Source organism: Pseudomonas sp. PB103, from assembly GCF_009764635.1.
Lineage (GTDB): Bacteria > Pseudomonadota > Gammaproteobacteria > Pseudomonadales > Pseudomonadaceae > Aquipseudomonas.
On sequence record NZ_RWIL01000050.1, the window covers coordinates 33884 to 56846 of the forward strand.

The following is a 22963-nucleotide window of genomic DNA, read 5'->3' on the forward strand; positions in this document are numbered from 1 at the left end:
GCGGGGAAACTGCTTTTCGTGGGGCTGGCCATGAATGGCAGACACACGTCCACAGTTCCCCGCTGGGGGGGTAGTCGGTTATGGGGCGCCGGTCACGGCGGGTGTTTGTTTGGCGATCGCCTTGCGGCACTTCGCAATGCGCGTCTCATTGCCAGCTTTCGCGTACAGCTCGGTGGAACGTTCCAGGTGCTGGAGCGCGGTTTCCCACTGCTCGGCCTCCATGGCGCGCATGCCGATCAACTTGTGGTACTTGGACGGGATCTGTTCGGTCAGCTCCCATTCACCGTCGACGCGAGGCAGCAGATCGGACAGGTACGGCTCCGGGCTGCGCTGGGCGTTGTATTCGGCGTAAGCCCAGTCGATCACTGCGTCCGCAACGAAGGTTTGCACGTCGCGACGTTTGAACCGCTCGGGCATCTCCTGCCCCTGCCCGATCGCAAAGTCCGCGAGTGCTAGGCCGTCTTCGAACTGCTCGGTGTCGAACAGCCAGACCATCACCTGCACCAGAACGCGATTCGGCATCACCAGATCCGAGTCCATGTAGCGCTGAATGAAATCCTGGTACTTGGGCAACAGCTCCTCACGCTTGAGTGCCTGACGCCCGGCGAGACCCTTGATATCGCTCAGGCGCTGCAGATCCTGATCCAGAGAGGCTTCCATCAGCAGCAGGTGCTTTTTCGCGTTGGCCGGGCTGCTCAGGGCTTCCGCCGGCGAATACGCCTGCGGTGCGGCGGCTGCAGCGATTACTGCAGCGGTTCCCTGTGCCAAAGTACGGCGCTTGTGGGCAAGGGCCAGGCTCATGCGGCCAACTCGACGTTTTCGGTAAACGCGATCTTTTCCAGCTGCTCGATCACGTAGCCTTCGTTGCGGCTGTTGTAATCCTCGACGCGGGAGCGTTTCGGGTTGTCTACGGTTTGCTTGCGCCAGCTGGAGTCCTGGAAGTAGATCGACAAGTTGTCCCAACTGGTGACCAGTACGCCGTTAACCGGGAAAAACGGCACGCTGAAGCTTGGCAGACCACCATAAGTGGCGATCACCTGGGCGTCCTCGATGCGCTCTTTTTCGGTGGGTGTATCACCCTGCTTGGCGTACAGCTTGGCCTTGTCAGCCGCTAACAGGTCGGTGCCGATAATGGCGATCAGGTCTCCGCCATCGCGCAGACGTTCGTCCACCATTTGCTTGGTGTCATGCACCAGAGCGTCCAGGTTGGCGTAATCACCGCCCTGCCCCAGGATTACTTTGCCAGCGGTTTTGCCTTCCTTGAGTACCTGCTGTGGGGCTTGCTCGCGCAGTTGTTGCAGCCAGCCTTTGTTCACGTCCTGCAGCATTGGGTAAGCGGCAATATCAGTCTGCGCAGCGGCTTTCAGGCCGTGGAAGCCGACCATGATGCGGTCCAGAGCGATCTGTTTCTGCACAGCAGCCGAGTAACGTTGATGGAAGTCCGGGAATTTGGCCCAGGCGTCGATTTTTGCGTACGGCAGACCCACGTCCGACTCGGTGGACGAGAGTTCGTAGGTGGTGTTGTCCAGCTCGGAGGCGTCTTTCGCCTCGCGATCGGTGGTCTTGGTGTTAGTACGGCCAGTCACCGGGCCGGACACACCGATGAACACCTTCTCACCCTTGATTTCGCTCACGCCGATGACGTTGATGCGCGAAAGGAAGTCCGACTTGGCGGTGATGGCGTCGTTCAATTCCTGGGTGATGGACGGCTCAACGCTGAACATCTTGCTGGACAGCTCGACACCATAGGTCTCGGCCATAGCCAGCTGCATCGCCGCATACATTTTCGCGCCGTAAGCGCTCAGGGAACGGGCCATGTCAGAGTACCCGCGCTTTGGTTTTGTCGGCTGCGCCGGTGGAGCGCGGCAGCTGACGTCCAGTGGACGTGTTTTGCAGCGTGGTGAACTGCTTCTGGAGGCTCGTCAAAGCTGCCAAGACGGCCTTATTGGAAGCGCCACCGTTACGCTTGAATTCGCGTTCTTCTTCGGCGGTGGTAACGATCTCGTCGACTGCCGCACTTACGTCATCGATCGTGGCTTGATCGGGTTCTGGCGCATCTTCGGCAGCAGGCTCAATCACGGCCTGAATGCCGGCAGCGACGACCAGCAGCTGGGCCAGCAGGGCTTTCAAAGCCGTTGCGGTAGCTTCATCCATTGGGGGTTTGCTCTCGGTTGGGGTTTGCGGAGTGGTTTCAGCGGCGGTGTCATCAATGCCGAAACGCTTGAACAGGCGGGTGAACATGCCGACAAGGCGGCCAATCTCGCCCTGCGCTTCGGTTTCGCGCAGAGGGCCGAGTTCTTGGGATGCGGCGTAGTACGCATCGCGGCTGGTGCGACTGGAGAAGTAGAGTTCCTGCGTGCCGACGCTGGCGGGTTCGTCGGTGACGGCGATACCGGTCATGTAGGCTTTGCCACGGCCCCGGAAATTCGGCTTGATCTCGATGCTGGTGAACAGTTTTTCGCCGGCGTCATTCAGGCGCAGCAGCTTGTCGTTGGGCTTCAGTTGCGCTTCAAGGGCGACTTGGCCAGGTTCCAAATCGTCGCCCTCTTCGACCAAGCGCACAGCGAAAACCGTTCCGTGGGATCCGAACCAGCGTTCGTGTTCACACCAGATAACGGCGGTGTACAAAGTCGGCGCGTAGGTCTCGGCGATGTCGCGCAGTTCCTGGGGAAGGATCTCGCGGCCATCGACGGTCGGGCCGCTGGTGGCTACACGTTTCCAATAGGAGACAAGGGAACGGGGCATGAGTGGTGACTGCGCTCAATCGCTGAATGAGCCGCCACGATAGGGAGCCGTTTACCGCCAAACAAACGGTTGAAACTCAGGGTTCTCCTATTTTCGAGAGATAGGCGGATCGCAGCATTTAACTCCGCGTTTCCGGGGTTTTCGCCGCATAGACTGCGGCCCATGAACTACCCGACCGAAGTTAAAGAAGCCGCAAAACGCCTCTACCTGCGCCGCTGTTCGGTGAAGGAAATACATGCGCATTTGAAGCTGCCCAACATACGAATCGTCTATTACTGGATCCGCCAAGGCGGCTGGGACGAGATGCTGACGGATGAAGAACCGTTGAGCGCGGTCAACCGGCGAATAACCCTGATCCTGGAAAAGATCTATCCGCTGACGAAAGCCGAACTGGACGAACTGGAGCGGCTGACAAGCCTGCTTGAACGGCTGAAAAAACTTGCGGCCAAGCCTGCACAGGCAGCGCCGTCAGACGCACCGGACGAGCCTCGCGAACGCCAGCCTGGTCAACGTCGTGAACGAGGCGAAGGCGGCGGCAAGAAGCGCGAAAAAAAGGCGAAAAACGACGTCAGTGGCCTGACCGAAGTGGACTTCCTCGATAAATTCATTTCGAAGATGTACGGCTACCAGAAAGAGCTGTTCGAGGCGAAACAGAACCCACTGACTCGCCGTGTCCGGAACATCCTCAAAAGCCGTCAGGTCGGTCTGACTTACTACTTCGCCGGCGAAGCGTTCATGGACGCTGTGCTGAGCGGTGACAACCAGGTGTTTCTGTCAGCCAGCCGATCGCAGTCCGAGATCTTCCGTAGTTACATCATCCAGTTCGCCCAGCAGTGGTTCGGCATCGAGCTTACGGGCAATCCGATCACACTGAGTAACGGCGCCGAACTGCGCTTTCTCAGCACCAACAGCAGCACCGCCCAGGGCTACCACGGCCACGTCTACGTGGACGAATATTTCTGGATCCGCGACTTCGAAAAACTCAGCACCGTGGCCAGCGCCATGGGCACACACAAGAAGTGGCGCAAAACCTATTTCTCGACGCCCAGCGCCGTGTCGCACCAGGCGTACCCATTCTGGTCAGGTGAGGAATTCCGCAACAGCAAACGCGGCAAGAAGGCCGGCGGTGTGTGGCCGAGCGAAGCGGCCTACACACAGGGCGCGCTGTGTCCGGACGGCCAGTGGCGCAAGACGATCACCCTGGACGATGCGATCGCCGGCGGCTGCGATCTGTTCGACCTGGAGCAGCTGCAGCTGGAGTACGACGAAGACAAATTTCAGCAGCTGTTCTACTGCAAGTTCATCGACAGCACCCAAAGCGCATTCAGCCTCAAGGATCTGGAACGCTGCTACTCGGACCTATCGTTGTGGGACGACTACAACCCGGACCTGGATCGACCGTTCGGCAACAGCCCGGTCTGGCTTGGCTACGACCCAAGCCGCACCCGCGACGACGCCACCTGTGTGGTCATCGCGCCGCCACTCGAACCCGGGGCGAAATTCCGGATTCTGGAGAAGCACAGCTGGCGTGGCCACTCGTTCACCTACCAGGCTGCACAGGTCAAGAAGCTGACCGAGCGCTTCAACGTCCAGCACATCGGCATTGACGTCACCGGCGTGGGTTACGGCGTGTTCGATCTGGTGCGCGACTTCTACGCCAAGGCGACACCGATTCACTACAGCCTTGAGGCGAAAAACGCCCTGGTGCTCAAAGCCCAGGACACGATCCAAGGCAGTCGCATCGAGTGGGACGCAGGGTGGACGGACATCGCCCAGGCCTTCCTGACCATCAAGCGAGGCGCCACCAACAGTGGCCAGATCACCTACAGCGCATCGCGTACCGAAGCCACCGGTCACGCCGACATTGCCTGGGCGGTGATGCACGCCCTGTCCAACGAACCTTTGAACACCAACAAGCGGCGTCGCAGCCGCTACGTCACGAGTAACCAGAGCAGCCATGGCCAACCGCAAGCGCAGAAAGCAACACGTAGCCCAACCAACGCAGCAACCGATGCGCTCGTTTACGTTCGGGGAGCCGGAACAGGTGCTGTCCGGCAACATCGGCGAGTACGTGGGCGTGTTCCCCAGCGACGACGGCAAGATCTACAAACCTCCGGTTTCACGGGCTGGTCTGGCCAAGCTTCTGCGCGCCAACGCGCACCACGGAGCCATTCCAAAATTCAAACGCAACCTGCTGTTGCGTGAGTTCATCCCTTCGGCCGGCTGCAGCACTGAGACCATGGGGCGCGCCGGGCTGGACTACATGGTGTTTGGCGAATCGTATTTCTACAACGACACCAATGCGTTCGGCCAAGTGCTGGAGCTGCAACACCTTCCGGCTATCAACATGCGGGTAAAGGTCGACGGCGGTTTCGTGATGCTGCTACCCGACAACAAGGAATTGGAGTTCGAACAGCACGAGATTTCACACGTCCTGGACTACGACGTGGAACAGAACATCTACGGGATACCGGACTACTTGGGCGGCCTGCAGGCGCTGCTGCTCAATGAAGCGGCCACCCTCTTCCGCCGTCGGTACTACAGCAACGGCGCGCACGCCGGCTACATCTTCTACACCAACGATCCTGACCTGACCGAAGAGGACGAAGACGAGCTGCGCGCACAGATCAGTGCCAGCAAGGGCGTGGGCAACTTCCGCTCGATGTTCGTCAACATCCCCAACGGCAAAGAAAACGCGATCCAGATCATCCCCGTGGGTGACTTCCAGGCGAAAGACGAACTGGAGAAGGTGAAGAACATCACCCGAAACGACGTTATCGCCGCCTGGCGTATGAACCCGGCACTGGCCGGCATCATCCCGGAAAACACCGGTGGTTTCGGGGACATCGAAAAGATCGATCGCGTGTACACCAGCAACGAAATCCGGCCGATCTGCCAGTTGTTTAACCAACTGAATGACAAGCTGCGAGAAGACAGGCGCTTTAGCTGGAAGCCTATTCCTGAAGCAGTGGATACCACTACGTGAGTAACCAGATGGAGGGAAAGCCACTACATATTGTGGCAATATGGTGGCGATAAGCTGCCCCTGGGGAGGGACACAATGAGAGTTGTATGCAATTGCGGACACAAGGGCCGGATTGCCTCGCGGGAAGAGGTAACCAGAGCCTTTGTAAAACTGTACTGTCAGTGCCTGGACGCAAAGTGCGGGCACACATGGGTGGCAAATCTGACGTTCTCGCACACGCTCAGTCCGTCATCGCAGACATTCGAGCGGATGTTGATCGATCGTTTGCGGGAAATGCCCCGAGCGAAGCAGCGGGAGCTTTTCGAGCAGTTGGGATCGCAGGCGGTAGCATAGTTACAAACCGCCAACGCTATAGCGCCGGCGATCGGGATCATTCAAGGAATGACGGTCAGCCCTCTACTTTCTCCTTTGGGTTGATTGCCAGTATCTCGGCCACGCGACGAATCTGTTGCTGTTCAATGCGGCTCAGCCGGCGATACAGATCGATCAGTCGACGCTCAATGTCCGTGAGTACGGTAGTTTCCGACCCGGCGTGTTCGAGGTTGATGTGATCGTTCTTCTTGCGATCCAACATGCTAACTACTCCATAAAGTGCATTGCTGAATGGACTTTATGGGGGGTGCGCAACTGCATTGGAATAAGAGATACCCCAATCACTGTGCGGGATTGTTGCGAGTTAAGACCGGTGCCTGGCGACGTCGTCGGCCATCGCTTCAAGGATGCGGCGAATAGCCTTTTGGTCATCCTCTGGAATGCTTCGGAACTGCTTTACCAAACAGTCTTCGACTTCCGTCAGTGCTTCATTCGCCAACGTCTTTCGCGATCCGTGAACGATATACGCAACGTCAAAATCGAGCAGAGAGTTAGCAAGGCTCAGGTAGGACGCAGGCGCATCACTCGCACCCGATTCGTAGTTGCCTTGGGTACGTTTAGACACGCCAAGTTTTTCAGCCAGTTGATCTTGAGTCAGGCTAGCATTGGCGCGAAGTTCCCGCAGCCTGGCGCCGATCTCTTCAGAAAGAGTCAATATTTTTCCACTCGCATATTTACATTGGCAGTTTTTTGCCACATCCTGCGCTCGTCATCACACGAAAACGCAGAGATTTGCACTATGCCGAACACAAGCATCACCGAGCAAGCCCGCAAAAAAGCCCGTGAAGCGCTGGAGAAGCGCCGTCAGTCCGCGAAAGATTTTGCTGCTTTGCACAACCTGAGTCCCAGCACCGTTTATGCGGTGCTGAGTGGACAGAGCCAATGTCGCCGTGGGGAGGCACACCGAGCCGCCGTTTTATTAGGCGTCAAACAAGGTGTGATCGAACAGTAATGGCATGGGCCAACAGGGAAAAGTAGAAGTTGAAAAGTCCAATCCTAGACACGCGCAAACAAGTCATGAGCGAGATCATCCGCAGTTACGCCGGCGGACGCGAAGCCGCTGCTGCGCGCTTGGGTCTGAAGCTCAAAAAATTCGACAACCATGCCTACGAAAATGCTGGTTGCAGCCCCCTCAGCGACTTACAAGTTTTCATGCTTGAGCAGGACTGTGGAACTCAGCACTTCCCCACGTACGTCGCGTCAATGTATGGGGGACTGTTCGTACCGGTGGCCGATCCTGAAACGCTCGACAATGTCGAACTCTACAAACGCTCCGTGCAGGTTTCTGCAAAGCGAGGGTGTGTTGATCAAGCAATTGCCGCCGCTCTAGAAGACGGTTCTATCAGTGATGAAGAAGCTGAATTCATCATGGACGCGCATAACCTCCACGTAGCAGCAAGGCACGCAGAAGTGCTGGCTGCCATCGCTCTCTACCGCGCAGGAAAGGCTCAATGAATAATTTGCCTGCAGTACCGGAATACCAGGATGTCCTGCAGAGCGCCGCGCTGGGGTTTCTTGAGCGTCACCACTGCGAACACCTGAGCGACGATCAGCAACTCTTCAGCCGGGCTGTTCAACACCTGGTTGCAGACTACGACGTGCAAACGCAGGTCGCTGAAAAAATCGTTCACCTCGCTGGCACCACCATGGTCGCCGTTCGCGATCGGCAACGCCTGAACATCCAGAGCAGCACGTCGACGCACACCGTAATCGTTGACCCAGTCACCGGCAGTCAATGGGCCGTGCCGGTCAGCCTGATCTACGAGCGAATCATCAACGCGCCAGACATTGGCCGTTTCTGCTTAGCCAGTTCGTAACACCACCCCCTAACGAACGCCTGCCCCACACCCTGTGGGTTTGGGTGAGCTGCGCCTGAAATCGAGGTTTCAAGATGGGAAACGCTGTGATTCTGACCACCCAATTGCCAGCTGCAGAAGCCGAAGCGCTTCTGGCTGTGATGCGTGAGCAGTACCGCTTGAGCCTCAACAACTACTGGTACGCGGATGAATACCGCTATGTCCCACAAGAAAAACGGCACAGCTCGATTCTGGAAAGAACCCCGGTGATGGCTGCGCAAAAACGCCTGATGGCAGCCCTCTCCCTCAGCCTCAAAGCAGTGAAGTAATCATGAAAGAAGATCTTCGCCACGACGTGTTGCAACGCCTCCAATTCGACTTCGGATTGAAGCACCGCACGGGCACCGACTACATGCGCGGCGGCACCTGCCCCAAGTGCAAGAAAAAGGAGCTGTATTCCCGTTTCGATACGCCCTGGATGGTGATCTGTGGTCGCCCGGAAAAGTGCGGCCACACGCTGCACGTGAAAGAGCTGTACGACGATCTGTTTGAGGACTGGAGCAAGCGCGCGCCGGCGACCGACCAGCACCCCAACGCCACCGCGCGCGCCTATCTGGAATACGCCCGAGGCTTTCGGTTTGAGTTGATTCAGGGCTGGTTCACGCAGGAAAGTTTCTATTCCCCTGAACACAACGCCGGCAGCGCCACGGTGCGTTTCGCTCTGGAGAAAGGCGGCTGGTGGGAACGTCTGATCGATCAGCCGCACCGCTTTGGCAAGATGAAGGCGCGCTTCAAATCCAAGGACAGCTATCGCGGCGTCTGGTGGTGCCCGCCTTGCGTCGACCTGCTCGAGGTCAAGGAAATCTGGATCGTGGAAGGCATCTTTGATGCCATCGCCCTGGTGCACAACGACATAGCAGCGGTGTCGGCCATGTCGTCCAATGCGTTCCCGGGGGACTCACTCAAGGCGCTGATCAAAATCCGTGAAGGCGGCAAGCTGCCCAAGCTGGTGTGGGCATTGGATAACGAGCCGAGCGCCAACGCCTACACCCGGCGCTGGGTCCGTGAAGCCCGCGCCCTGGGCTTCGTCTGCGAATCCGCGCAGATCTCGCAGCGCGACGGGCGCAAGGCTGATTGGAACGATCTGCATCAGCGCTGGAGCTTCATCCAGGACGATGCCAAGCGTGCCGAACAGATCGCTACCGACCTCAAGCAGGCGCGGCATCTGGGCGCCCTGCTGCTGGCAGACAGTGCCGCTGAAAAAGCCTTGCTCATGTACGACTGGAACAAGCGCGGTGAATTTCACCTGGGCTTCGGCAGCCGCCTGTATTGGTTCAAGCTGGACATGGAGAAATTCAACCGAGCCATGTCCGACATCGAGGACAGCGACAACCACGACGACCAGTTGCTCAACCAGGCGCAGCAGCGCGAAAAGGCGCTGCAGCAATCCGGCAGTGTCGTCGAGATTGCCAACTGCTACCCGCAAGCCCTGTACTTCCAGCGTAACGAGGTGACCGACGAGTCCTGGTATTACCTGCGCGTGGACTTCCCGCACGATTCGGAAAGCGTCAAAAACACTTTCACCAGCGGCCAGTTGTCAGCGGCCAGCGAATTCAAAAAGCGTCTGCTCGGCATGGCCGCCGGCGCCATGTTCACCGGCAGCGGCCAGCAGCTCGACAAGCTGATGAAGGATCAGCTGTTCGGCATCAAAACCGTTTCAACGATCGACTACGTCGGCTACAGCAAGGAGTACGCCTGCTACGTCTACGGCGATATCGCAATCAAGGACGGCAGCACCTACAAGGTTAACAGCGAAGACTATTTCGAGTTCGGCAAGCTGCGCCTGAAAACCCTGCAGAAAGGTGTGCCGATCAAGCTGCAACGTGACGGCAAGGACTTCAATGAGCAGTGGGTAAAGCTGCTGTGGACCTGCTTCGGCGCCCAGGGCTTCGTCGCCCTGGTGTTCTTCTTCGGCTCGCTGTTCTGCGAACAGATCCGCGCACGTTACCAGTCCTTCCCATTTCTGGAGGCCACCGGTGAAGCCGGCGCCGGCAAGACCACCCTGCTCAACCTGCTGTGGAAACTGCTCGGCCGCGAAGGTTATGAAGGCTTCGACCCGATGAAGTCGACCAAGGCGGGGCGCTCGCGCCTGATGGGCCAGGTCTCCGGCATGCCGGTGGTGTTCCTCGAGGCCGATCGCCACAGTGACGATCGGGCACACGCGAAAACCTTCGAATGGGACGAGCTGAAAGACTTCTACGGCGGCGGCACCCTGGCCACCAAAGGCGTGAAGACTGCCGGCAACGAGACCTACGAACCACCCTTTCGCGGAACGATTGCCATCAGCCAGAACGCCGCCGTGGTGGCTCACGAAGCGATCATGACGCGCATCGTCAAACTGCACTTTGTGCGTCCGACCGTCACCCCGGAAAGCCGTGCGGCCGCTGATCAGTTGAACGCGCTGGATGGCGCCACCCTCAGTCATTTTCTGCTCAAAGCGGTGGGCAAAGAATCCGCCGTGCTCGATCTGTTCGCCCAGCGCATGCCGGAACATGAAGCCAAGCTGCGCCGTCTGCACACCCATTGTTTTGCCTGCAGCACGGCTTATATCAGCGACCAGGGTAACTGCAGCAGCTGCGGTTATGACCTGCGCGGCTACATCCGTGTCGAGCGCATCAGCAAGAACCACGCACAACTGCTCTCGCTGCTGGACGGCCTGCGCCTGGTGCTGAAACTGAGTGATCCGCAAGTCGCTGCCACGCAGCGGCAGATCGTGCGCATGGCCATCGAGCGCCAGGCGTCGATCAGCTCCGACCACCCGGCCGTGGCCGAGTTTTGGGAGGTTTACGACTACCTCGAATCCCTCAGTGAAGATCCGGTGGTCGACCACAGCAGTGATCCGACCGTGATCGCCATCAACCTCAACGAATTCTGCGAGCGCGCCGCCGAACACAAACAGAAGCTGGCCGACGTGGCCACGTTGCGCGACCTGCTCAAGGAGTCGCGCTCGCGCAAATTCCTCGACAGCAACAAGGCTGTGCACAGCGCCGTGCGCGCCGCGTTCAACCACCGTAACCCGGTTTCACAACCCCGACCGACCACGGTCAAGTGCTGGACATTCAAGGCGTAAAGGAGAGCAAGACCGATGCAGATCCAAGTGTTGATGGGCAATGCCGGCGACGGCAAAACCAGCAAGCTCCAATGGGTGCAAAGCCGTCTGGAATTTACCGGACAAAGCGCTCCGATCATTCAGGCCGGTGCTTACGGCGAGGACGGCTTGCTGCAGATTCTGGAAGTGCGGGTCGCCGCTGGCCAGCGCGAGATCCTGGTGGACGACTGCAGCCGGCAACAAATCCTGCGGGTACTGGAATGGCAATCATGTGTGGAACATGAGCCGGATTTTGACGGCCTGGTGATCCACCTGGCACGAAAGGACTGATCTTAAAAACAGTGCCGAGGAGTTGCAGCTCCTCGACACCCGACCACTTACGAGGACCATACCATGCAAGCACAGAACCCCAGCAGCAGCGGCACGAAGGCTACCACACCGGCGCGGCACCTGGTGGCGACCGCGATCATCGGCGCCGCCGTCATCGGCTACCTGGTGCATAAGACCCCAGAAGCCCGCACCCGCCTGGAAAGCCTCAGCCAGATGGCCAGCACCTTGGGCGACCTGAGCGACACGGATGCCGCCCTGATCAGCCAGGTGCTCGCCCGCCCTGCCACCCGGGGAGAACCACGCCATGACCAATGACCCGACCGTAACACCGTCTCGGCGTTTTCCCTGGAACATCGATCTCACCAGCGTATGCGACCAATGCGGCAAGTGGCGCGCCCAGGGCAATCACCAGGCCTGCAGTCGCCGGCGTCAGCTACTGAACGCCCATCTGCGCCAGAACAGGCCCAAACCGTAAGCCGCGTCCACCAGAAGACACGCTTGCAGATACTTGGCCCGGAAACGGGCCTTTTTGTTTCCGATCGTCAGACTGTCGATATACGAGTACAGCGTTAGGGGTTTACATGAGTGGGGTCGAAGCTCGCGGCAAGTCCGTGAGAATCTATTTTCAATACAACGGGGAGAAATGCCGGGAAACGGTCCCGGGCAGCAACACGCCGGCGACTGTGGCCCAGGCCAAGCGCCTGGCCGACATCATTGAATACGAGATCCAGACCGGCACCTTCGATTACGCCCGGCACTTTCCGAACTCGGCCCGGCTGGTAGAAAACACTTTCGGCCACTACCTGGACCTGTGGTTGAAGATCAAGGCCAACAGTGTCGCGGCCTCAAGCTACCGAGGTTACGCGAACAAGGCCGAAGTGCATGTGCGACCCCGCTGGGGCAAGGTGCAGATCAACCAGATCGATCACCTCGACCTGCAGGTGTGGATTCAGGACACGCTGTCGAAGACCCTGAAGAACAAGACCATCCGCGACATCATCAGCAACGTGCGCCAGGTGTTTCGCTTGTACCGCACGCGGATGAAGGTCGCGCACGACCCGACCGAAGGGTTGATGGTGCGCCTGCCCGATCCGGAAGCCCCGGACCCGTTCACCCGGGCGGAAATCAAACAGATCCTCGACACCCCCACCCACCGCACCCACGAACTGCTGATGGTGCAGTTCATGTTATGGGCCGGCCCGCGCGTGTCCGAGACGATCGCCCTGGCCTGGGAAGATGTCGACCTGGCGCAAGGCACGGTGACCTTTCGCCGCTCCAAGGTGCGCGGCGCTTACCGGGTGACGAAAACCCGCCGATCGATGCGCCGGGTGCGCTTGCTGGCACCGGCGTGGGACGCCCTGCGCAAGATCGATGCGCTGACGCGCAAACGCAAGGCGGAAACCGTGGAGATCGTCGAGCGGGACAACAAGACGGTGCGGCAACACAAGCTGCACTTTGTGTTCCTCAACAGCCACAGCGGCCTGCCGCACGCCAACGACTTCGTGGTGCGCGATCGCTTTTTCAAGGCGCACTTGCTGGCTGCCGGCGTTCGCTATCGGGGGCCCGGGCAATGCCGGCACACCTACGCCAGCCAGTTGCTGACCACCGGTGTGGCGTCAATCGACTGGATCGCTGAACAGATGGGCCATACCAATGGCAACATGATCCGCCAACACTATGGGACATGGATCAACGAGGACGGACCCGACGTGGTCGGCATGCTTCAAATGGCCCTGAAGCTGTCACCGGTTACAGCTCTACACTGAATCCGCTCAGCCCGACGCTGTCGGCAAAACGCCCCACGGCGGTCAGGCTGGCCCAGGTGCGCAGCGACTCACGTCGCGAGCGCACCGGCACCCAGCGTGCGCCGCTGCCGCCGAGGCGTATCGACAGGCCCCAGTCGGGGCCACCGTCGATCCTGGCCACCAGGCATTCGCGCACGGCGTGTTGGTCGACCAGCGCGCGCAATACCTCTTCGTGAATGCCTTCGCCGATCACTGTGCGTGCTCCTGACGCCGCGCCGTGGCGGCCGCCTCGAAGGTCTTGTACAAACCTTCGATACTGGCCGCGTTCAGTACCTTGACCGTCTCCAGGCCCAGCACGAAACCTTCGGCGCGATCACTGGCGCGAAACAGATCGTCCGCCGTGTGCGCCAACTCGATTTGGTGCAGCAGTTTCAGGGTTTGCACCTCCACCGCGTTCGGCAGGTGCAGTGCCGCCAATGTATCGGCCATGTTCACTCCCATTTCCAAACATTGGCATTGGCCGACGGCTCAGGCGTCAGCTCGAATGGCCCGATATTGATCAGCAGCCAACCGCCGCCGGGCTCATTACAGCCATCGATCAATTGCCCTTGCAGCATGTGCCCATCAGGCAAAATTACCCGCAGCAGGTTGGCCGCCTTGGGTCCTTGTAAATACTGCTGCAGTTCAATACGGGCGCTTCCAGTGCCGGCATCGCTCAAGCGCACGGGACATTCGAGCGTGGTCCGCTCGATCGGGTCCTGCCCCAGATAACGGGCGATCACCACAACGGTGGCCAGGCCCTCATAAGCTTCAGACATGCACGGGTGTTCCCTGTTCGAGTAAAAGGCGATGCTGGCATCGACCAGACAGTGAGGCAATGGTAGACCAGAGCCGGGGGGACTGGTTGCCACGTGGCGAAAAAAAGGCCCCCACACCTGGGCGGGGTGTGGGGGCCGATTGAACATAGGCTGGAATTCAACGTACCGGTTGACGGGCGCAATGGTCCAAGAGCAGACAATAAATAGAACAGACGGTATCCAGCTCCCTCATCGGAATACTCTAACAAGAGCTTGCTGTTGTAGCCCATGGCTACTATTACTTAAACAGCCATTACTGAGGACGCCTCGATGCCCCCAAGATTCGTTGTAATACCTGCGATTCCAAAGGAGGTGGGTGCGATACGACAAGGCATTCGCTTCTACTGCAAACCTCAACACACTGGTTTCGATATTTATGACAACGATGAAAAACGCCGGCTTAAAAAAGACTATCCAAGTCGCGGCGAAGCGGAAACTGAATGCCTTCAGCTTAATCAGTAACGGCATTATCCGGTAGATGATTGCCGGTCACGACGTAATAGATGTCAGCGCCGATCGTGGAAATCTTTGCGAGATAGTCCGCTCTTGGTACGCGGAACCCACACTCATATTTGTACTGAGCATCAGTTTTCACCCCGCCTGCGCAACCAAAATGCTGCTGGCTCATTTTCAGCCGAATCCTTTCTTCTCGAAGGCGCGCACCGATCGTGCTCCCTTTGAATTCACTCATATTTGGATGGCCGTGACCCACGCGCACCTCCTCACTCAGTTCCGTTTGATATGAAATACTACAACGAACCATGTGGGGAGGAGCTGCTCAGCTGCTAGTGGTTTGTCGTAGGTGTCATATTAGAAATTTGCCGAAAGAAATCGGTCAACTTGCGGCTTCACAGAATTCTTCTAGACTCGAATTCAGCTGAAGGAACAGCGTCGTTTATTGTGACACCCCCCCGAGCCCGCCCATGCGGGCTTTTTAATTTCAGCCGAAAGTCGCCTGATGGACTACCTGTTCTGGGTCAGCGCTTCCTATCGCGATTGACGCCAATCAGTCGATGGCCGACCTTGAGAGCAGGCTAAAAGACCTAGGACTGCCGCAGTCGCATAATCGCATCTGTAATCGCTTTCGCATTTGCATCCAAAGTTTCCATCGCTGTGACCGCGTTTTCTGCGACGGCCTCTGCACCGCTCTCTGAAAGCCACTTGGTGACCTCCTCTATCGCCGCCCCAAGCGCATGCTGGTTGTGCAGTAGTAACGTGAGTGCATCTGCAGTGGCAATGTTGGAATCTGAGTTATTTGGCATAACAGCCTTCCTTGGAGTTCGGTCCGCAGAAGCCTAGCTCATCGAATCGCTGGCGAAAGTCAGCCACCCTTTCGGTGGCAGCCATTTTCGCACCAAAATAGTGCCCCAGTCCCATCTCAGTCCCATATGGCCTTTTTTCAGACGCCAAAAACCACAAACCCCCGACTTTCTCTAGGAAAATCAGGGGTTTGCGTTTACTGAATGTGGCGGTGAAGGAGAGATTCGAACTCTCGATACAGTTTCCTGTATACACACTTTCCAGGCGTGCTCCTTAAGCCACTCGGACACTTCACCGTATCTCTTCAAACATGTTCTGTCTGTCGAGGCGCGCTAATGTAGTCGAAAGCTTTTCCGATGGCAAACTTTTTTTGCAGAATTTTCATGCGCTTAAGAGAAAAAGCCGTTTGCGCTGCTGACGACCCATGGCAAACCGGCCAATCTCCGGTGACTGTGCCCCTTCTATATAGAAGAAAAATGGCGAGCTACGCCGGATCAGCCGCGAATCGGTGACTGGCGGGTCAGTCACGGCGCTTTACCTGACCTGCGGCGGTGGGTAACGTCTGCCCATCTTTCTTACAAGGAATAGCGTCATGAGTGAGTTGATTTCCTACCACCTCGAAGACGGTATCGCGACCCTGACGTTGAGCAATGGCAAGGTCAATGCCATTTCCCCGGACGTGATTGCGGCCTTCAATGCGGCGCTGGACCAAGCGGTGACTGATCGTGCCATCGTGATCATTACCGGTCAGCCAGGCATTCTGTCCGGCGGCTATGATCTGAAGGTGATGACAGCCGGCCCTAAAGAAGCGGTGGCGCTGGTGACTGCGGGGTCGACGCTGGCCCGTCGCCTGCTCTCTCACCCGTTCCCGGTGATTGTTGCTTGCCCGGGTCACGCCGTGGCCAAAGGTGCTTTCATTCTGTTGTCGGCGGATTACCGCATCGGCGTCGATGGCCCGTTCAGCATCGGCCTGAATGAGGTGCAGATCGGCATGACCATGCACCACGCCGGGATCGAGCTGGCGCGTGATCGTCTGCGGCGTTCGGCGTTCCACCGCTCAGTGATCAATGGCGAGATGTTTGATCCGAAAAGTGCTGTGGATGCCGGGTTCCTCGACAAGGTGGTGTCCGCCGAGGAACTGCAAGGTGCCGCCCTTGCTGCCGCGCGCCAGCTGAAGAAGATCAACATGCTCGCGCACAAAAATACCAAGCTGAAGGTGCGCAAGGCGCTGCTGGAAACCCTCGATAACGCCATCGTCCAGGATCAGGAGCATCTGGGTTAAGCCCTGGCTCAAGCATTGAAGAAAAGCCCGACCCTCGTGTCGGGCTTTTTCTTACACGCTCGGTTGAAAACGCTGTAGCGGCTCTAGGACGGGTCTGACAAGCAACTCTGAAACATGCGCTTAAACATCGCCTATCTCCGGACTCTATAGCGGCAATTGCCGAAAACAGTGCACATCCGTACACTGCGCCACCTTTTGTCCCGGTGGGGCCTGAAAATGCTGTTCGTGTTTCGTATGTTATTGATGGGCCTGCACTTTATTCTGGCGGGCATCCTTGGGGTGATCCTCGGGATATGCCGCCCTTTCAATCCGGACAACAGCCGACTGTGCGCCCGCCTCTACGCGCTCCCGGCGATGTGCATTTTGCGCCTGCGGGTCAAGTCCGATGTCAGCGGCTTGATGAACAAGCCCGACAGTTGCGTGATCATCGCCAACCACCAATCCAACTACGATCTGTTCGTGTTCGGCAACGTCGTACCTCGTCGCACCGTGTGCATCGGTAAGAAGAGCCTGAAGTGGGTACCGCTGTTCGGGCAGTTGTTCTGGCTGGCCGGCAATGTGTTGATCGACCGTGGCAATGCGCACAAGGCGCGACAGTCGATGCTGACCACCACCAATACCCTGCAGAACGAAGACACCTCGATTTGGGTGTTCCCGGAGGGTACGCGCAACCTTGGCGAAGACTTGCTGCCATTCAAGAAAGGCGCGTTCCAGATGGCGATTGCCGCGGGTGTGCCGATCGTGCCGGTGTGCGTTAGCACTTACATCAAACACATGCGCCTGAATCGCTGGCGCAGCGGGAAAATTCTCATACGCTCGCTGCCGGCGATTCCTACAGCCGGATTGACCATGGATGACATGCCCATGCTGATCGACCAGTGCCGCGAGCAGATGCGCGAATGCATCGAATCGATGGATCGGCAGCTACAAGCCGCCTGAAAACGAAACCCGCCCTGTGCGGGTTTTCTTTTGCCCGGTGAACTGTGCAGATTTCACTGACTCTGAAGCAACGACACGGCTAAGCTGAAGCCTTGTATTCCCTGCCATTTGCCAAGAAGAAGTGAATCACCACCATGGGTCGAGTTGTTGCTGCTGCGGTGTACAGCGCGGGTAAGAAAGTCACCAATATTTCCCTCGACGAAGGCGCGGCCTGGGCCGCAAAAACCGGGCATTTCGTCTGGATCGGCCTGGAAGAGCCGAGCGCGCAGGAGCTGTCGAACCTGCAACGTCAGTTCAACCTGCACGAGCTGGCCATCGAAGACGCCCTGGAGAAACACAGTCGGCCGAAGCTGGAAACCTTCGGCGACGCTTTGTTTATCGTTACCTACTCGCCCATCCGTGAGAACGGCGTTCTGCAGTTCATCGAGACGCACATCTTCGCGGGCAAGGGCTACATCATCACCGCGCGCAACGGTCACTCGGCGTCCTACGCCCATGTCCGTCAACGCTGTGAGGCGCGGCCGCTGCTGCTGGAGCACGGGGAAGATTTCGTCCTTTATGCGCTACTCGATTTCGTCATCGAGAACTATCAGCCGGTGGGCGAAGCGATTCATGCCGAGATTGATGAGCTGGAGCGCAACGTGCTGTGCAGCGCTTTGAACGAGCGAGATATTCAGAAGCTGCATGGCTTGCGCCGCGATGTCGTGCGCCTGCGTCGTTACGCGGCACCGATGGTCGAGATTGGCGAGGAATTGCAGAAGCTCAGCTTTCCGTTTATCGACAAGAACATGCGCCCGTACTTCCGCGATGTGCAGATTCACGTGACGCGGCAAATGGAAGACCTGAGCACACTGGCCGACATTGCCAGTCAGACCATCGAGATCGGTGTGTTGCTGGAAGCGTCACGGCAGAGCGTGGTGCAGCGCAAGTTTGCTGCCTGGGCGGCGATTCTGGCGTTTCCCACGGCGGTGGCGGGGATTTACGGGATGAACTTCCAGAACATGCCGGAGCTGAGCTGGCATTACGGCTATTTCGGTGTGCTGGGGTTTATTGCAGTGGGATGTGTGAGTTTGTGGGCGAGTTTCAAGAAGTCTGGGTGGTTGTAAATCAAAAGATCGCAGCCTTCGGCAGCTCCTACGGGATTTCAGTGTAGGAGCTGCCGAAGGCTGCGATCTTTTGATCTGCTATTAAGCGACCTCAGGCTTGTGCGCCACAAAGCGCATCATCCACTCCGCAACCGTAGCGCCATGGTGTTCCTGTTCAAGGCTGGCCACACCCTTGCTGTAGATCTGCGAGCCCAGCGCTTCCTGACGCAGATCGAGCAGCGCCCGCGAGTAATCGTGAATGAACTCCGGATGGCCCTGGAAGCACAGCACCTGATCATTGATGTGATACGCGGCAAACGGGCAGAAATCGCTGGAAGCAATCACCGTGGCGTTTTCCGGCAGTGCAGTAACCTGATCCTGGTGGCTGATCAACAGCGTCAACTCCTCACGCACCGGGCTCATCCACGGTGCCTTCGCCGCCAGTTTGTAGTTGTGGGTGCCGACGCCCCAGCCTTGCGTCGCCCGCTCGCTCTTGCCACCGAGCAGCAGCGCCAGCAATTGATGGCCGAAGCACACGCCCAGCAGTTTGTCGCCACGCTCGTAACGGTTCAGCAGGTATTCCCTGAGTGTTTGAATCCACGGGTCGGTACCGAACGAGTCGGCCTTGCTACCGGTGACCAGGTACGCGTCAAAGGTCAGGTCGTCGCTCGGGTATTCGCCCTGCATCACGTTGTAGACGGTGAACTCGGCGGCAATCGGTTGCTGCGAGAACAGGCGCTGGAACATCTGCCCATAACCCTGATATTGATCGACCAGTTCCGGACGCAGGATGTCGGTTTCCAGAATGCAGATGCGTAGCGACATAAAAAATACCTGACACGTGATGGGAATAATGAACACCCCAGAGCCTGCCTTGAAACACCCTGACAAGGCAAGCCCCGGAGTGTGCCTCCCGTTAGAACATTTCACCCTTTGCCGCTTTGTCCAGCAGCAGCGCTGGCGGGGCGAAACGCTCGCCATATTGTTCGGCGAGGTACTGCGCGCGGGCGACGAAGTCCTTCACGCCGTATTGGTTGATGAACTGCAACGCACCGCCGGTCCATGCTGCAAAGCCGATGCCGAAGATCGAGCCAATATTGGCGTCCGCCGTCGAAGTCAGCACGCCCTCCTCCACGCAGCGCACGGTTTCGATGGCTTGCACGAACAACAGCCGATCACGTACGTCCTTCGGCGAGATCTGCCCGTCGGCCTTCTCGAAACGCGTTTTCAGTTCCGGCCACAAATACTTCTGGCCACCCGCCGGATATTCATAAAAACCACCGCCAGCAGCCTTGCCCGGACGTTTGTATTCGTTGAGCAGCAAGTCAATCACGGCGAAGGCCGGGTGCTCAATCAGCGCTTTCCCTTCTGCCTGTAGGTCCTTGGCCGTTTGCTTGCGGATATGGCTCATCAGGCTGAGTGAAACTTCGTCGGAGATCGCCAGAGGCCCGACCGGCATCCCGGCCTTGCGCGCTTCGGTCTCGATCATCGGCGCGCTGACGCCTTCGCCGAGCATGGCGATGCCTTCGTTGGTGAAGGTGCCGAAAACCCGCGAGGTGAAGAAACCGCGACTGTCGTTGACCACGATCGGGGTTTTCTTGATTTGCAGGACGAAATCAAAACCGCGCGCGAGGGCTTCATCGCTGGTTTGCGCGCCTTTGATGATTTCCACCAGCGGCATTTTTTCCACCGGACTGAAGAAATGCAGGCCGATGAATTTGCTTTGATCCGGCACGGCGCTCGCCAGTCCGGTGATCGGCAAGGTCGATGTATTGGAAGCAATGACCGCATCTGCGCCCACCACCTGCTGCGCGGCCAGAGCCACCTCGGCCTTGAGCTCGCGGTCCTCGAACACCGCTTCGATGATCAGATCGCACCCGGCCAGATCGGCATCGCTTTCGGACGGTGTAATCCGCGCCAGCACTTGATCACACTGCGCAGCATTCATCTGGCCACGGGTGACTTTTTTGTCCAGCAACGCCGCCGAGTGCGCTTTTCCTTTCTCGGCAGCCGCGAGGTTGATGTCCTTGAGCACCACCTCGATCCCCGCCGAAGCACTGACAAACGCAATCCCGGCGCCCATCATCCCGGCACCGAGCACGCCAACCTTCTTTGTTTTATAAGGGGCAAAACCCTGAGGCCGCGAACCACCGGCATTGATTTCGTTGAGCTGAAACCAGAACGTACCGATCAGGTTTTTTGAAATCTGCCCAGTGGTCAACTCGGTGAAATAACGGGTTTCAATCAGGTGCGCAGTGTCGAAATCCACTTGAGCGCCTTCCACCGCTGCGCAGAGGATTTTCTCCGGTGCCGGCATTGTCCCTTGGGTTTTACTGCGCAGAATCGACGGTGCAATCGCCAGCATTTGCGCAACTTTCGGGTTCGACGGCGTACCGCCAGGAATCTGATAACCCTTCACATCCCAACGCTGCACCGCCGTCGGATTGGCGACGATCCACGCGCGCGACTTGGCCAACAACTCTTCGCGATCCGCCGCCAGCTCATCAATCAAACCAGCCTGCAACGCCTGTAGCGGCCGCACTTTCTTGCCTTCGAGCAGGTACGGCAGCGCCTTCTCGATCCCGAGCATGCGCACCATGCGCACCACCCCGCCGCCGCCCGGCAGCAGGCCGAGTGTCACTTCCGGCAGACCGAGCTGAACCGACGGATCGTCCAGCGCCACTCGGTGATGGCAGGCGAGACAGATTTCCCAACCTCCACCCAACGCCGCGCCGTTAATCGCCGCGACCACCGGTTTGCCGAGGGTTTCTAGGGTGCGCAATTGGCCTTTGAGGGTCAGCACCATGTCGTAGAAAGCTTTGGCTTCAGGCTTGCCGACTTTGATCAGCTCGTTGAGATCGCCGCCGGCAAAGAAGGTTTTCTTCGCCGAGGTAATGATCACGCCGGCAAGGCTGTCTTTTTCCGCCACCAGTCTGGCGACGCACGCGGCCATGGCCTCGCGGTACACGGCGTTCATGGTGTTGGCGCTCTGGCCCGGCATGTCGATGGTCAGCACGACAATGCCGTCCTGAGCTTTTTCGTAATGAATGGCTTCGCTCATAACAAGGTTCCTTGAATTCGGGGCTCAGAGGCGTTCGATGATGGTGGCAATGCCCATGCCGCCGCCGACGCACAGCGTCGCCAGGCCATAGCGCAGGCGCCGCGCTTCCAGTTCATCGAGCAGGGTGCCGAGGATCGCGCAACCGGTGGCGCCCAACGGGTGGCCCATGGCGATAGAGCCGCCGTTGACATTGACCTTGGCCGGGTCGACGGCCATGTCCTTGATGAACTTCAACACCACCGAGGCAAACGCCTCGTTGACCTCGAACAGGTCGATGTCTTCCACGCGCAGCCCGGCCTTGGCCAATGCCTTGCGGGTGGCCGGCGCCGGGCCGGTGAGCATGATGGTCGGGTCGGTACTGGTGACCGCCGTGGCGACGATTCGCGCCCGAGGTTGCAAGCCCAGCGCGCGGCCCTTGGCCTCAGAGCCGATCAGCATCAACGCGGCACCGTCGACGATCCCGGAACTGTTGCCCGGTGTGTGCACATGATTGATCCGTTCGACATGGCTATAGACCCGCAACGCGGTCGCGTCGAAACCCATCTGCCCGATCATTTCGAAACTCGGCTTGAGCTTGCCCAAGCCCTCAAGAGTCGATTCGGCGCGAATGAATTCATCGTGATCGAGCAGGATGATGCCGTTCTGATCCTGCACCGGCACCAGCGATTTGTTGAACGAGCCGTCCGCCCGCGCCCGTGCGGCTTTCTGCTGCGAGTGCAGCGCGTAGGCATCGACGTCCTGACGGCTGAAGCCTTCGAGGGTGGCAATCAAGTCCGCACCAACGCCCTGCGGGGTGAAATGACTGTGCAGGTTGGTCTGCGGATCCAGCGCCCAGGCACCACCATCGCTGCCCATTGGCACCCGCGACATCGACTCGACACCGCCGACCACCACCAGGTCTTCGAAACCGGAGCGCACTTTCATCGCGCCGAGGTTCACCGCCTCCAGCCCCGAAGCGCAGAAGCGGTTGATCTGCACGCCCGCTACGCTGACGTCCCAATCAGCCACTTGCACGGCGGTCTTGGCGATGTCCGAACCCTGATCACCAATCGGCGTGACGCAACCGAGCACCACATCATCGACCTGGCTGGTGTCCAGTGAGGTGCGTTCCTGCAGCGCGGTCAGCAAACCGGCCAGCAGATTCACCGGTTTGACGCTGTGCAGGGCGCCGTCTGCCTTGCCTTTGCCGCGGGGCGTGCGTAACGCATCGAAAATCAAAGCTTGGGTCATGACGTCCTCGAACCTGTGCGGTGAGTGATTGCTTGTGCCTTCACTCTTGACCCGCGCGGTCGTGGATTCAATGACCACAGCGCTCAATGCGGTTGACGCACACGCTCAGACGGACGGTCATCGTGCCTCGGGTGAACCGGTTCAGGTCGGCGAGTTGTCTAGCCAG

27 protein-coding genes and 1 tRNA gene are annotated in these 22963 nt (G+C 58.5%); 14 read left to right on the plus strand and 14 right to left on the minus strand.

The features are described 5' to 3' along the window. Positions 1-78: 78 nt before the first annotated feature. Genes gpM through EJA70_RS09765 form a run of 3 tightly spaced genes read right to left on the minus strand, consistent with a single transcriptional unit; the run spans position 79 to position 2745 of the window. Positions 79-801, minus strand: a complete 723-nt coding sequence (gene gpM / locus EJA70_RS09755; protein ID WP_158830608.1) for a phage terminase small subunit — start codon at positions 799-801, stop codon at positions 79-81. Continuing rightward, a complete protein-coding gene (locus EJA70_RS09760; RefSeq protein WP_064392744.1) occupies positions 798-1817 on the minus strand; it encodes a phage major capsid protein, P2 family in 1020 nt (339 codons plus the stop codon). Before EJA70_RS09760 ends, gpM begins: the two co-directional genes overlap by 4 nt. A gap of 1 nt (position 1818) precedes the next feature. Next, positions 1819-2745 (minus strand): GPO family capsid scaffolding protein, encoded by a 927-nt coding sequence (locus EJA70_RS09765; protein WP_158830609.1) that lies wholly within the window; start codon positions 2743-2745, stop codon positions 1819-1821. A gap of 162 nt (positions 2746-2907) precedes the next feature. On the opposite strand from EJA70_RS09765, the gene EJA70_RS09770 reads away from it, so the two are divergent. The 3 genes from EJA70_RS09770 to EJA70_RS09780 all read left to right on the plus strand — a co-directional run bounded on the left by EJA70_RS09770 (position 2908) and on the right by EJA70_RS09780 (position 6064). Next, positions 2908-4950 carry a terminase large subunit domain-containing protein gene (locus tag EJA70_RS09770; RefSeq protein WP_158830610.1) on the plus strand — a complete coding sequence of 681 codons (2043 nt, stop codon included), beginning with the start codon at positions 2908-2910 and terminating at the stop codon, positions 4948-4950. Beyond that, positions 4889-5731, plus strand: a complete 843-nt coding sequence (locus EJA70_RS09775; protein ID WP_256677659.1) for a phage portal protein — start codon at positions 4889-4891, stop codon at positions 5729-5731. The genes EJA70_RS09770 and EJA70_RS09775 overlap by 62 nt, the downstream gene beginning before the upstream one ends. A 75-nt stretch (positions 5732-5806) precedes the next feature. Further along, the gene (locus EJA70_RS09780; RefSeq protein WP_064392752.1) at positions 5807-6064 is read left to right on the plus strand and encodes an ogr/Delta-like zinc finger family protein; all 258 of its coding nucleotides are present in this window, start codon (positions 5807-5809) and stop codon (positions 6062-6064) included. Between the two features lie 55 nt (positions 6065-6119). On the opposite strand, the gene EJA70_RS09785 is transcribed toward EJA70_RS09780, so the two are convergent. Further along, entirely contained in the window at positions 6120-6305 is a 186-nt protein-coding gene (locus tag EJA70_RS09785) for a hypothetical protein (RefSeq protein WP_158830612.1), read from the minus strand. 102 nt (positions 6306-6407) lie between these two features. Then, the gene (locus EJA70_RS09790) at positions 6408-6800 is read right to left on the minus strand and encodes a helix-turn-helix domain-containing protein (protein ID WP_256677654.1); all 393 of its coding nucleotides are present in this window, start codon (positions 6798-6800) and stop codon (positions 6408-6410) included. A 42-nt stretch (positions 6801-6842) separates the two neighbouring features. Between EJA70_RS09790 and EJA70_RS09795 the strand changes: the two genes are divergently transcribed. From EJA70_RS09795 to EJA70_RS09830, 8 genes are all read left to right on the plus strand, one after another. Beyond that, entirely contained in the window at positions 6843-7055 is a 213-nt protein-coding gene (locus EJA70_RS09795) for a DNA-binding protein (protein WP_158830614.1), read from the plus strand. Between the two features lie 29 nt (positions 7056-7084). Next, positions 7085-7558: a YmfL family putative regulatory protein gene (locus EJA70_RS09800; RefSeq protein ID WP_158830615.1), complete on the plus strand. Its 474-nt coding sequence runs from the start codon at positions 7085-7087 to the stop codon at positions 7556-7558. Continuing rightward, complete coding sequence (locus EJA70_RS09805; RefSeq protein WP_158830616.1) at positions 7555-7920, plus strand: hypothetical protein; 366 nt, start codon at positions 7555-7557, stop codon at positions 7918-7920. Before EJA70_RS09800 ends, EJA70_RS09805 begins: the two co-directional genes overlap by 4 nt. A gap of 74 nt (positions 7921-7994) precedes the next feature. Beyond that, on the plus strand, positions 7995-8228 hold the full coding sequence (locus EJA70_RS09810) for a hypothetical protein (RefSeq protein ID WP_158830617.1): 234 nt from the start codon (positions 7995-7997) through the stop codon (positions 8226-8228). A 2-nt stretch (positions 8229-8230) separates the two neighbouring features. After that, positions 8231-11029, plus strand: a complete 2799-nt coding sequence (locus EJA70_RS09815; protein ID WP_158830618.1) for a toprim domain-containing protein — start codon at positions 8231-8233, stop codon at positions 11027-11029. A gap of 15 nt (positions 11030-11044) precedes the next feature. Then, positions 11045-11338 carry a hypothetical protein gene (locus EJA70_RS09820; protein WP_158830619.1) on the plus strand — a complete coding sequence of 98 codons (294 nt, stop codon included), beginning with the start codon at positions 11045-11047 and terminating at the stop codon, positions 11336-11338. A gap of 63 nt (positions 11339-11401) precedes the next feature. Then, on the plus strand, positions 11402-11653 hold the full coding sequence (locus EJA70_RS09825) for a hypothetical protein (RefSeq protein ID WP_158830620.1): 252 nt from the start codon (positions 11402-11404) through the stop codon (positions 11651-11653). Between the two features lie 266 nt (positions 11654-11919). Continuing rightward, a complete protein-coding gene (locus tag EJA70_RS09830) occupies positions 11920-13104 on the plus strand; it encodes an Arm DNA-binding domain-containing protein (protein WP_158830621.1) in 1185 nt (394 codons plus the stop codon). On the opposite strand, the gene EJA70_RS09835 is transcribed toward EJA70_RS09830, so the two are convergent. The 6 genes from EJA70_RS09835 to EJA70_RS09860 form a co-directional block, all read right to left on the minus strand. Beyond that, complete coding sequence (locus tag EJA70_RS09835; protein ID WP_158830622.1) at positions 13088-13336, minus strand: hypothetical protein; 249 nt, start codon at positions 13334-13336, stop codon at positions 13088-13090. The two genes, EJA70_RS09830 and EJA70_RS09835, sit on opposite strands and share 17 nt — an antisense overlap. Beyond that, positions 13333-13572, minus strand: coding sequence for a hypothetical protein (locus EJA70_RS09840; protein ID WP_256677655.1), 240 nt, complete (start codon positions 13570-13572; stop codon positions 13333-13335). The genes EJA70_RS09835 and EJA70_RS09840 overlap by 4 nt, the downstream gene beginning before the upstream one ends. A gap of 2 nt (positions 13573-13574) precedes the next feature. Next, entirely contained in the window at positions 13575-13901 is a 327-nt protein-coding gene (locus EJA70_RS09845) for a hypothetical protein (RefSeq protein WP_158830624.1), read from the minus strand. Positions 13902-14391: 490 nt separating this feature from the next. Next, the gene (locus tag EJA70_RS09850; RefSeq protein ID WP_158830625.1) at positions 14392-14631 is read right to left on the minus strand and encodes a helix-turn-helix domain-containing protein; all 240 of its coding nucleotides are present in this window, start codon (positions 14629-14631) and stop codon (positions 14392-14394) included. Positions 14632-14983: 352 nt separating this feature from the next. Beyond that, entirely contained in the window at positions 14984-15202 is a 219-nt protein-coding gene (locus EJA70_RS09855; RefSeq protein ID WP_158830626.1) for a hypothetical protein, read from the minus strand. 204 nt (positions 15203-15406) lie between these two features. Further along, positions 15407-15496, minus strand: a tRNA-Ser gene (locus EJA70_RS09860). Positions 15497-15792: 296 nt separating this feature from the next. On the opposite strand from EJA70_RS09860, the gene EJA70_RS09865 reads away from it, so the two are divergent. The 3 genes from EJA70_RS09865 to EJA70_RS09875 all read left to right on the plus strand — a co-directional run bounded on the left by EJA70_RS09865 (position 15793) and on the right by EJA70_RS09875 (position 18527). Next, positions 15793-16482: a crotonase/enoyl-CoA hydratase family protein gene (locus tag EJA70_RS09865; protein WP_008080965.1), complete on the plus strand. Its 690-nt coding sequence runs from the start codon at positions 15793-15795 to the stop codon at positions 16480-16482. A 216-nt stretch (positions 16483-16698) separates the two neighbouring features. Continuing rightward, positions 16699-17421, plus strand: coding sequence for a 1-acyl-sn-glycerol-3-phosphate acyltransferase (locus EJA70_RS09870; protein WP_158830627.1), 723 nt, complete (start codon positions 16699-16701; stop codon positions 17419-17421). 134 nt (positions 17422-17555) lie between these two features. Continuing rightward, positions 17556-18527 (plus strand): magnesium and cobalt transport protein CorA, encoded by a 972-nt coding sequence (locus EJA70_RS09875; protein ID WP_158830628.1) that lies wholly within the window; start codon positions 17556-17558, stop codon positions 18525-18527. A gap of 81 nt (positions 18528-18608) precedes the next feature. Here EJA70_RS09875 and EJA70_RS09880 read toward each other — a convergent pair whose 3' ends face one another. The 3 genes from EJA70_RS09880 to EJA70_RS09890 form a co-directional block, all read right to left on the minus strand. Beyond that, entirely contained in the window at positions 18609-19331 is a 723-nt protein-coding gene (locus EJA70_RS09880) for an amidotransferase (protein WP_008080960.1), read from the minus strand. Between the two features lie 91 nt (positions 19332-19422). Further along, on the minus strand, positions 19423-21567 hold the full coding sequence (locus tag EJA70_RS09885) for a 3-hydroxyacyl-CoA dehydrogenase NAD-binding domain-containing protein (RefSeq protein WP_158830629.1): 2145 nt from the start codon (positions 21565-21567) through the stop codon (positions 19423-19425). Between the two features lie 24 nt (positions 21568-21591). Then, positions 21592-22797: an acetyl-CoA C-acetyltransferase gene (locus tag EJA70_RS09890; protein ID WP_158830630.1), complete on the minus strand. Its 1206-nt coding sequence runs from the start codon at positions 22795-22797 to the stop codon at positions 21592-21594. Positions 22798-22963 lie beyond the last annotated feature (166 nt).

Bases quoted from the DNA above. Each gene is read 5' to 3' on its own strand.
- gpM (WP_158830608.1), bottom strand. From the start codon at position 801: ATGAGCCTGGCCCTTGCCCACAAGCGCCGTACTTTGGCACAGGGAACC.
- EJA70_RS09780 (WP_064392752.1), top strand. From the start codon at position 5,807: ATGAGAGTTGTATGCAATTGCGGACACAAGGGCCGGATTGCCTCGCGG.
- EJA70_RS09885 (WP_158830629.1), bottom strand. From the start codon at position 21,567: ATGAGCGAAGCCATTCATTACGAAAAAGCTCAGGACGGCATTGTCGTG.
- EJA70_RS09880 (WP_008080960.1), bottom strand. From the start codon at position 19,331: ATGTCGCTACGCATCTGCATTCTGGAAACCGACATCCTGCGTCCGGAA.
- EJA70_RS09875 (WP_158830628.1), top strand. From the start codon at position 17,556: ATGGGTCGAGTTGTTGCTGCTGCGGTGTACAGCGCGGGTAAGAAAGTC.
- EJA70_RS09820 (WP_158830619.1), top strand. From the start codon at position 11,045: ATGCAGATCCAAGTGTTGATGGGCAATGCCGGCGACGGCAAAACCAGC.
- EJA70_RS09765 (WP_158830609.1), bottom strand. From the start codon at position 2,745: ATGCCCCGTTCCCTTGTCTCCTATTGGAAACGTGTAGCCACCAGCGGC.
- EJA70_RS09810 (WP_158830617.1), top strand. From the start codon at position 7,995: ATGGGAAACGCTGTGATTCTGACCACCCAATTGCCAGCTGCAGAAGCC.
- EJA70_RS09785 (WP_158830612.1), bottom strand. From the start codon at position 6,305: ATGTTGGATCGCAAGAAGAACGATCACATCAACCTCGAACACGCCGGG.
- EJA70_RS09795 (WP_158830614.1), top strand. From the start codon at position 6,843: ATGCCGAACACAAGCATCACCGAGCAAGCCCGCAAAAAAGCCCGTGAA.
- EJA70_RS09850 (WP_158830625.1), bottom strand. From the start codon at position 14,631: ATGAGTGAATTCAAAGGGAGCACGATCGGTGCGCGCCTTCGAGAAGAA.
- EJA70_RS09760 (WP_064392744.1), bottom strand. From the start codon at position 1,817: ATGGCCCGTTCCCTGAGCGCTTACGGCGCGAAAATGTATGCGGCGATG.
- EJA70_RS09805 (WP_158830616.1), top strand. From the start codon at position 7,555: ATGAATAATTTGCCTGCAGTACCGGAATACCAGGATGTCCTGCAGAGC.
- EJA70_RS09845 (WP_158830624.1), bottom strand. From the start codon at position 13,901: ATGTCTGAAGCTTATGAGGGCCTGGCCACCGTTGTGGTGATCGCCCGT.
- EJA70_RS09830 (WP_158830621.1), top strand. From the start codon at position 11,920: ATGAGTGGGGTCGAAGCTCGCGGCAAGTCCGTGAGAATCTATTTTCAA.
- EJA70_RS09840 (WP_256677655.1), bottom strand. From the start codon at position 13,572: ATGGCCGATACATTGGCGGCACTGCACCTGCCGAACGCGGTGGAGGTG.
- EJA70_RS09815 (WP_158830618.1), top strand. From the start codon at position 8,231: ATGAAAGAAGATCTTCGCCACGACGTGTTGCAACGCCTCCAATTCGAC.
- EJA70_RS09890 (WP_158830630.1), bottom strand. From the start codon at position 22,797: ATGACCCAAGCTTTGATTTTCGATGCGTTACGCACGCCCCGCGGCAAA.
- EJA70_RS09865 (WP_008080965.1), top strand. From the start codon at position 15,793: ATGAGTGAGTTGATTTCCTACCACCTCGAAGACGGTATCGCGACCCTG.
- EJA70_RS09855 (WP_158830626.1), bottom strand. From the start codon at position 15,202: ATGCCAAATAACTCAGATTCCAACATTGCCACTGCAGATGCACTCACG.
- EJA70_RS09870 (WP_158830627.1), top strand. From the start codon at position 16,699: ATGCTGTTCGTGTTTCGTATGTTATTGATGGGCCTGCACTTTATTCTG.
- EJA70_RS09825 (WP_158830620.1), top strand. From the start codon at position 11,402: ATGCAAGCACAGAACCCCAGCAGCAGCGGCACGAAGGCTACCACACCG.
- EJA70_RS09770 (WP_158830610.1), top strand. From the start codon at position 2,908: ATGAACTACCCGACCGAAGTTAAAGAAGCCGCAAAACGCCTCTACCTG.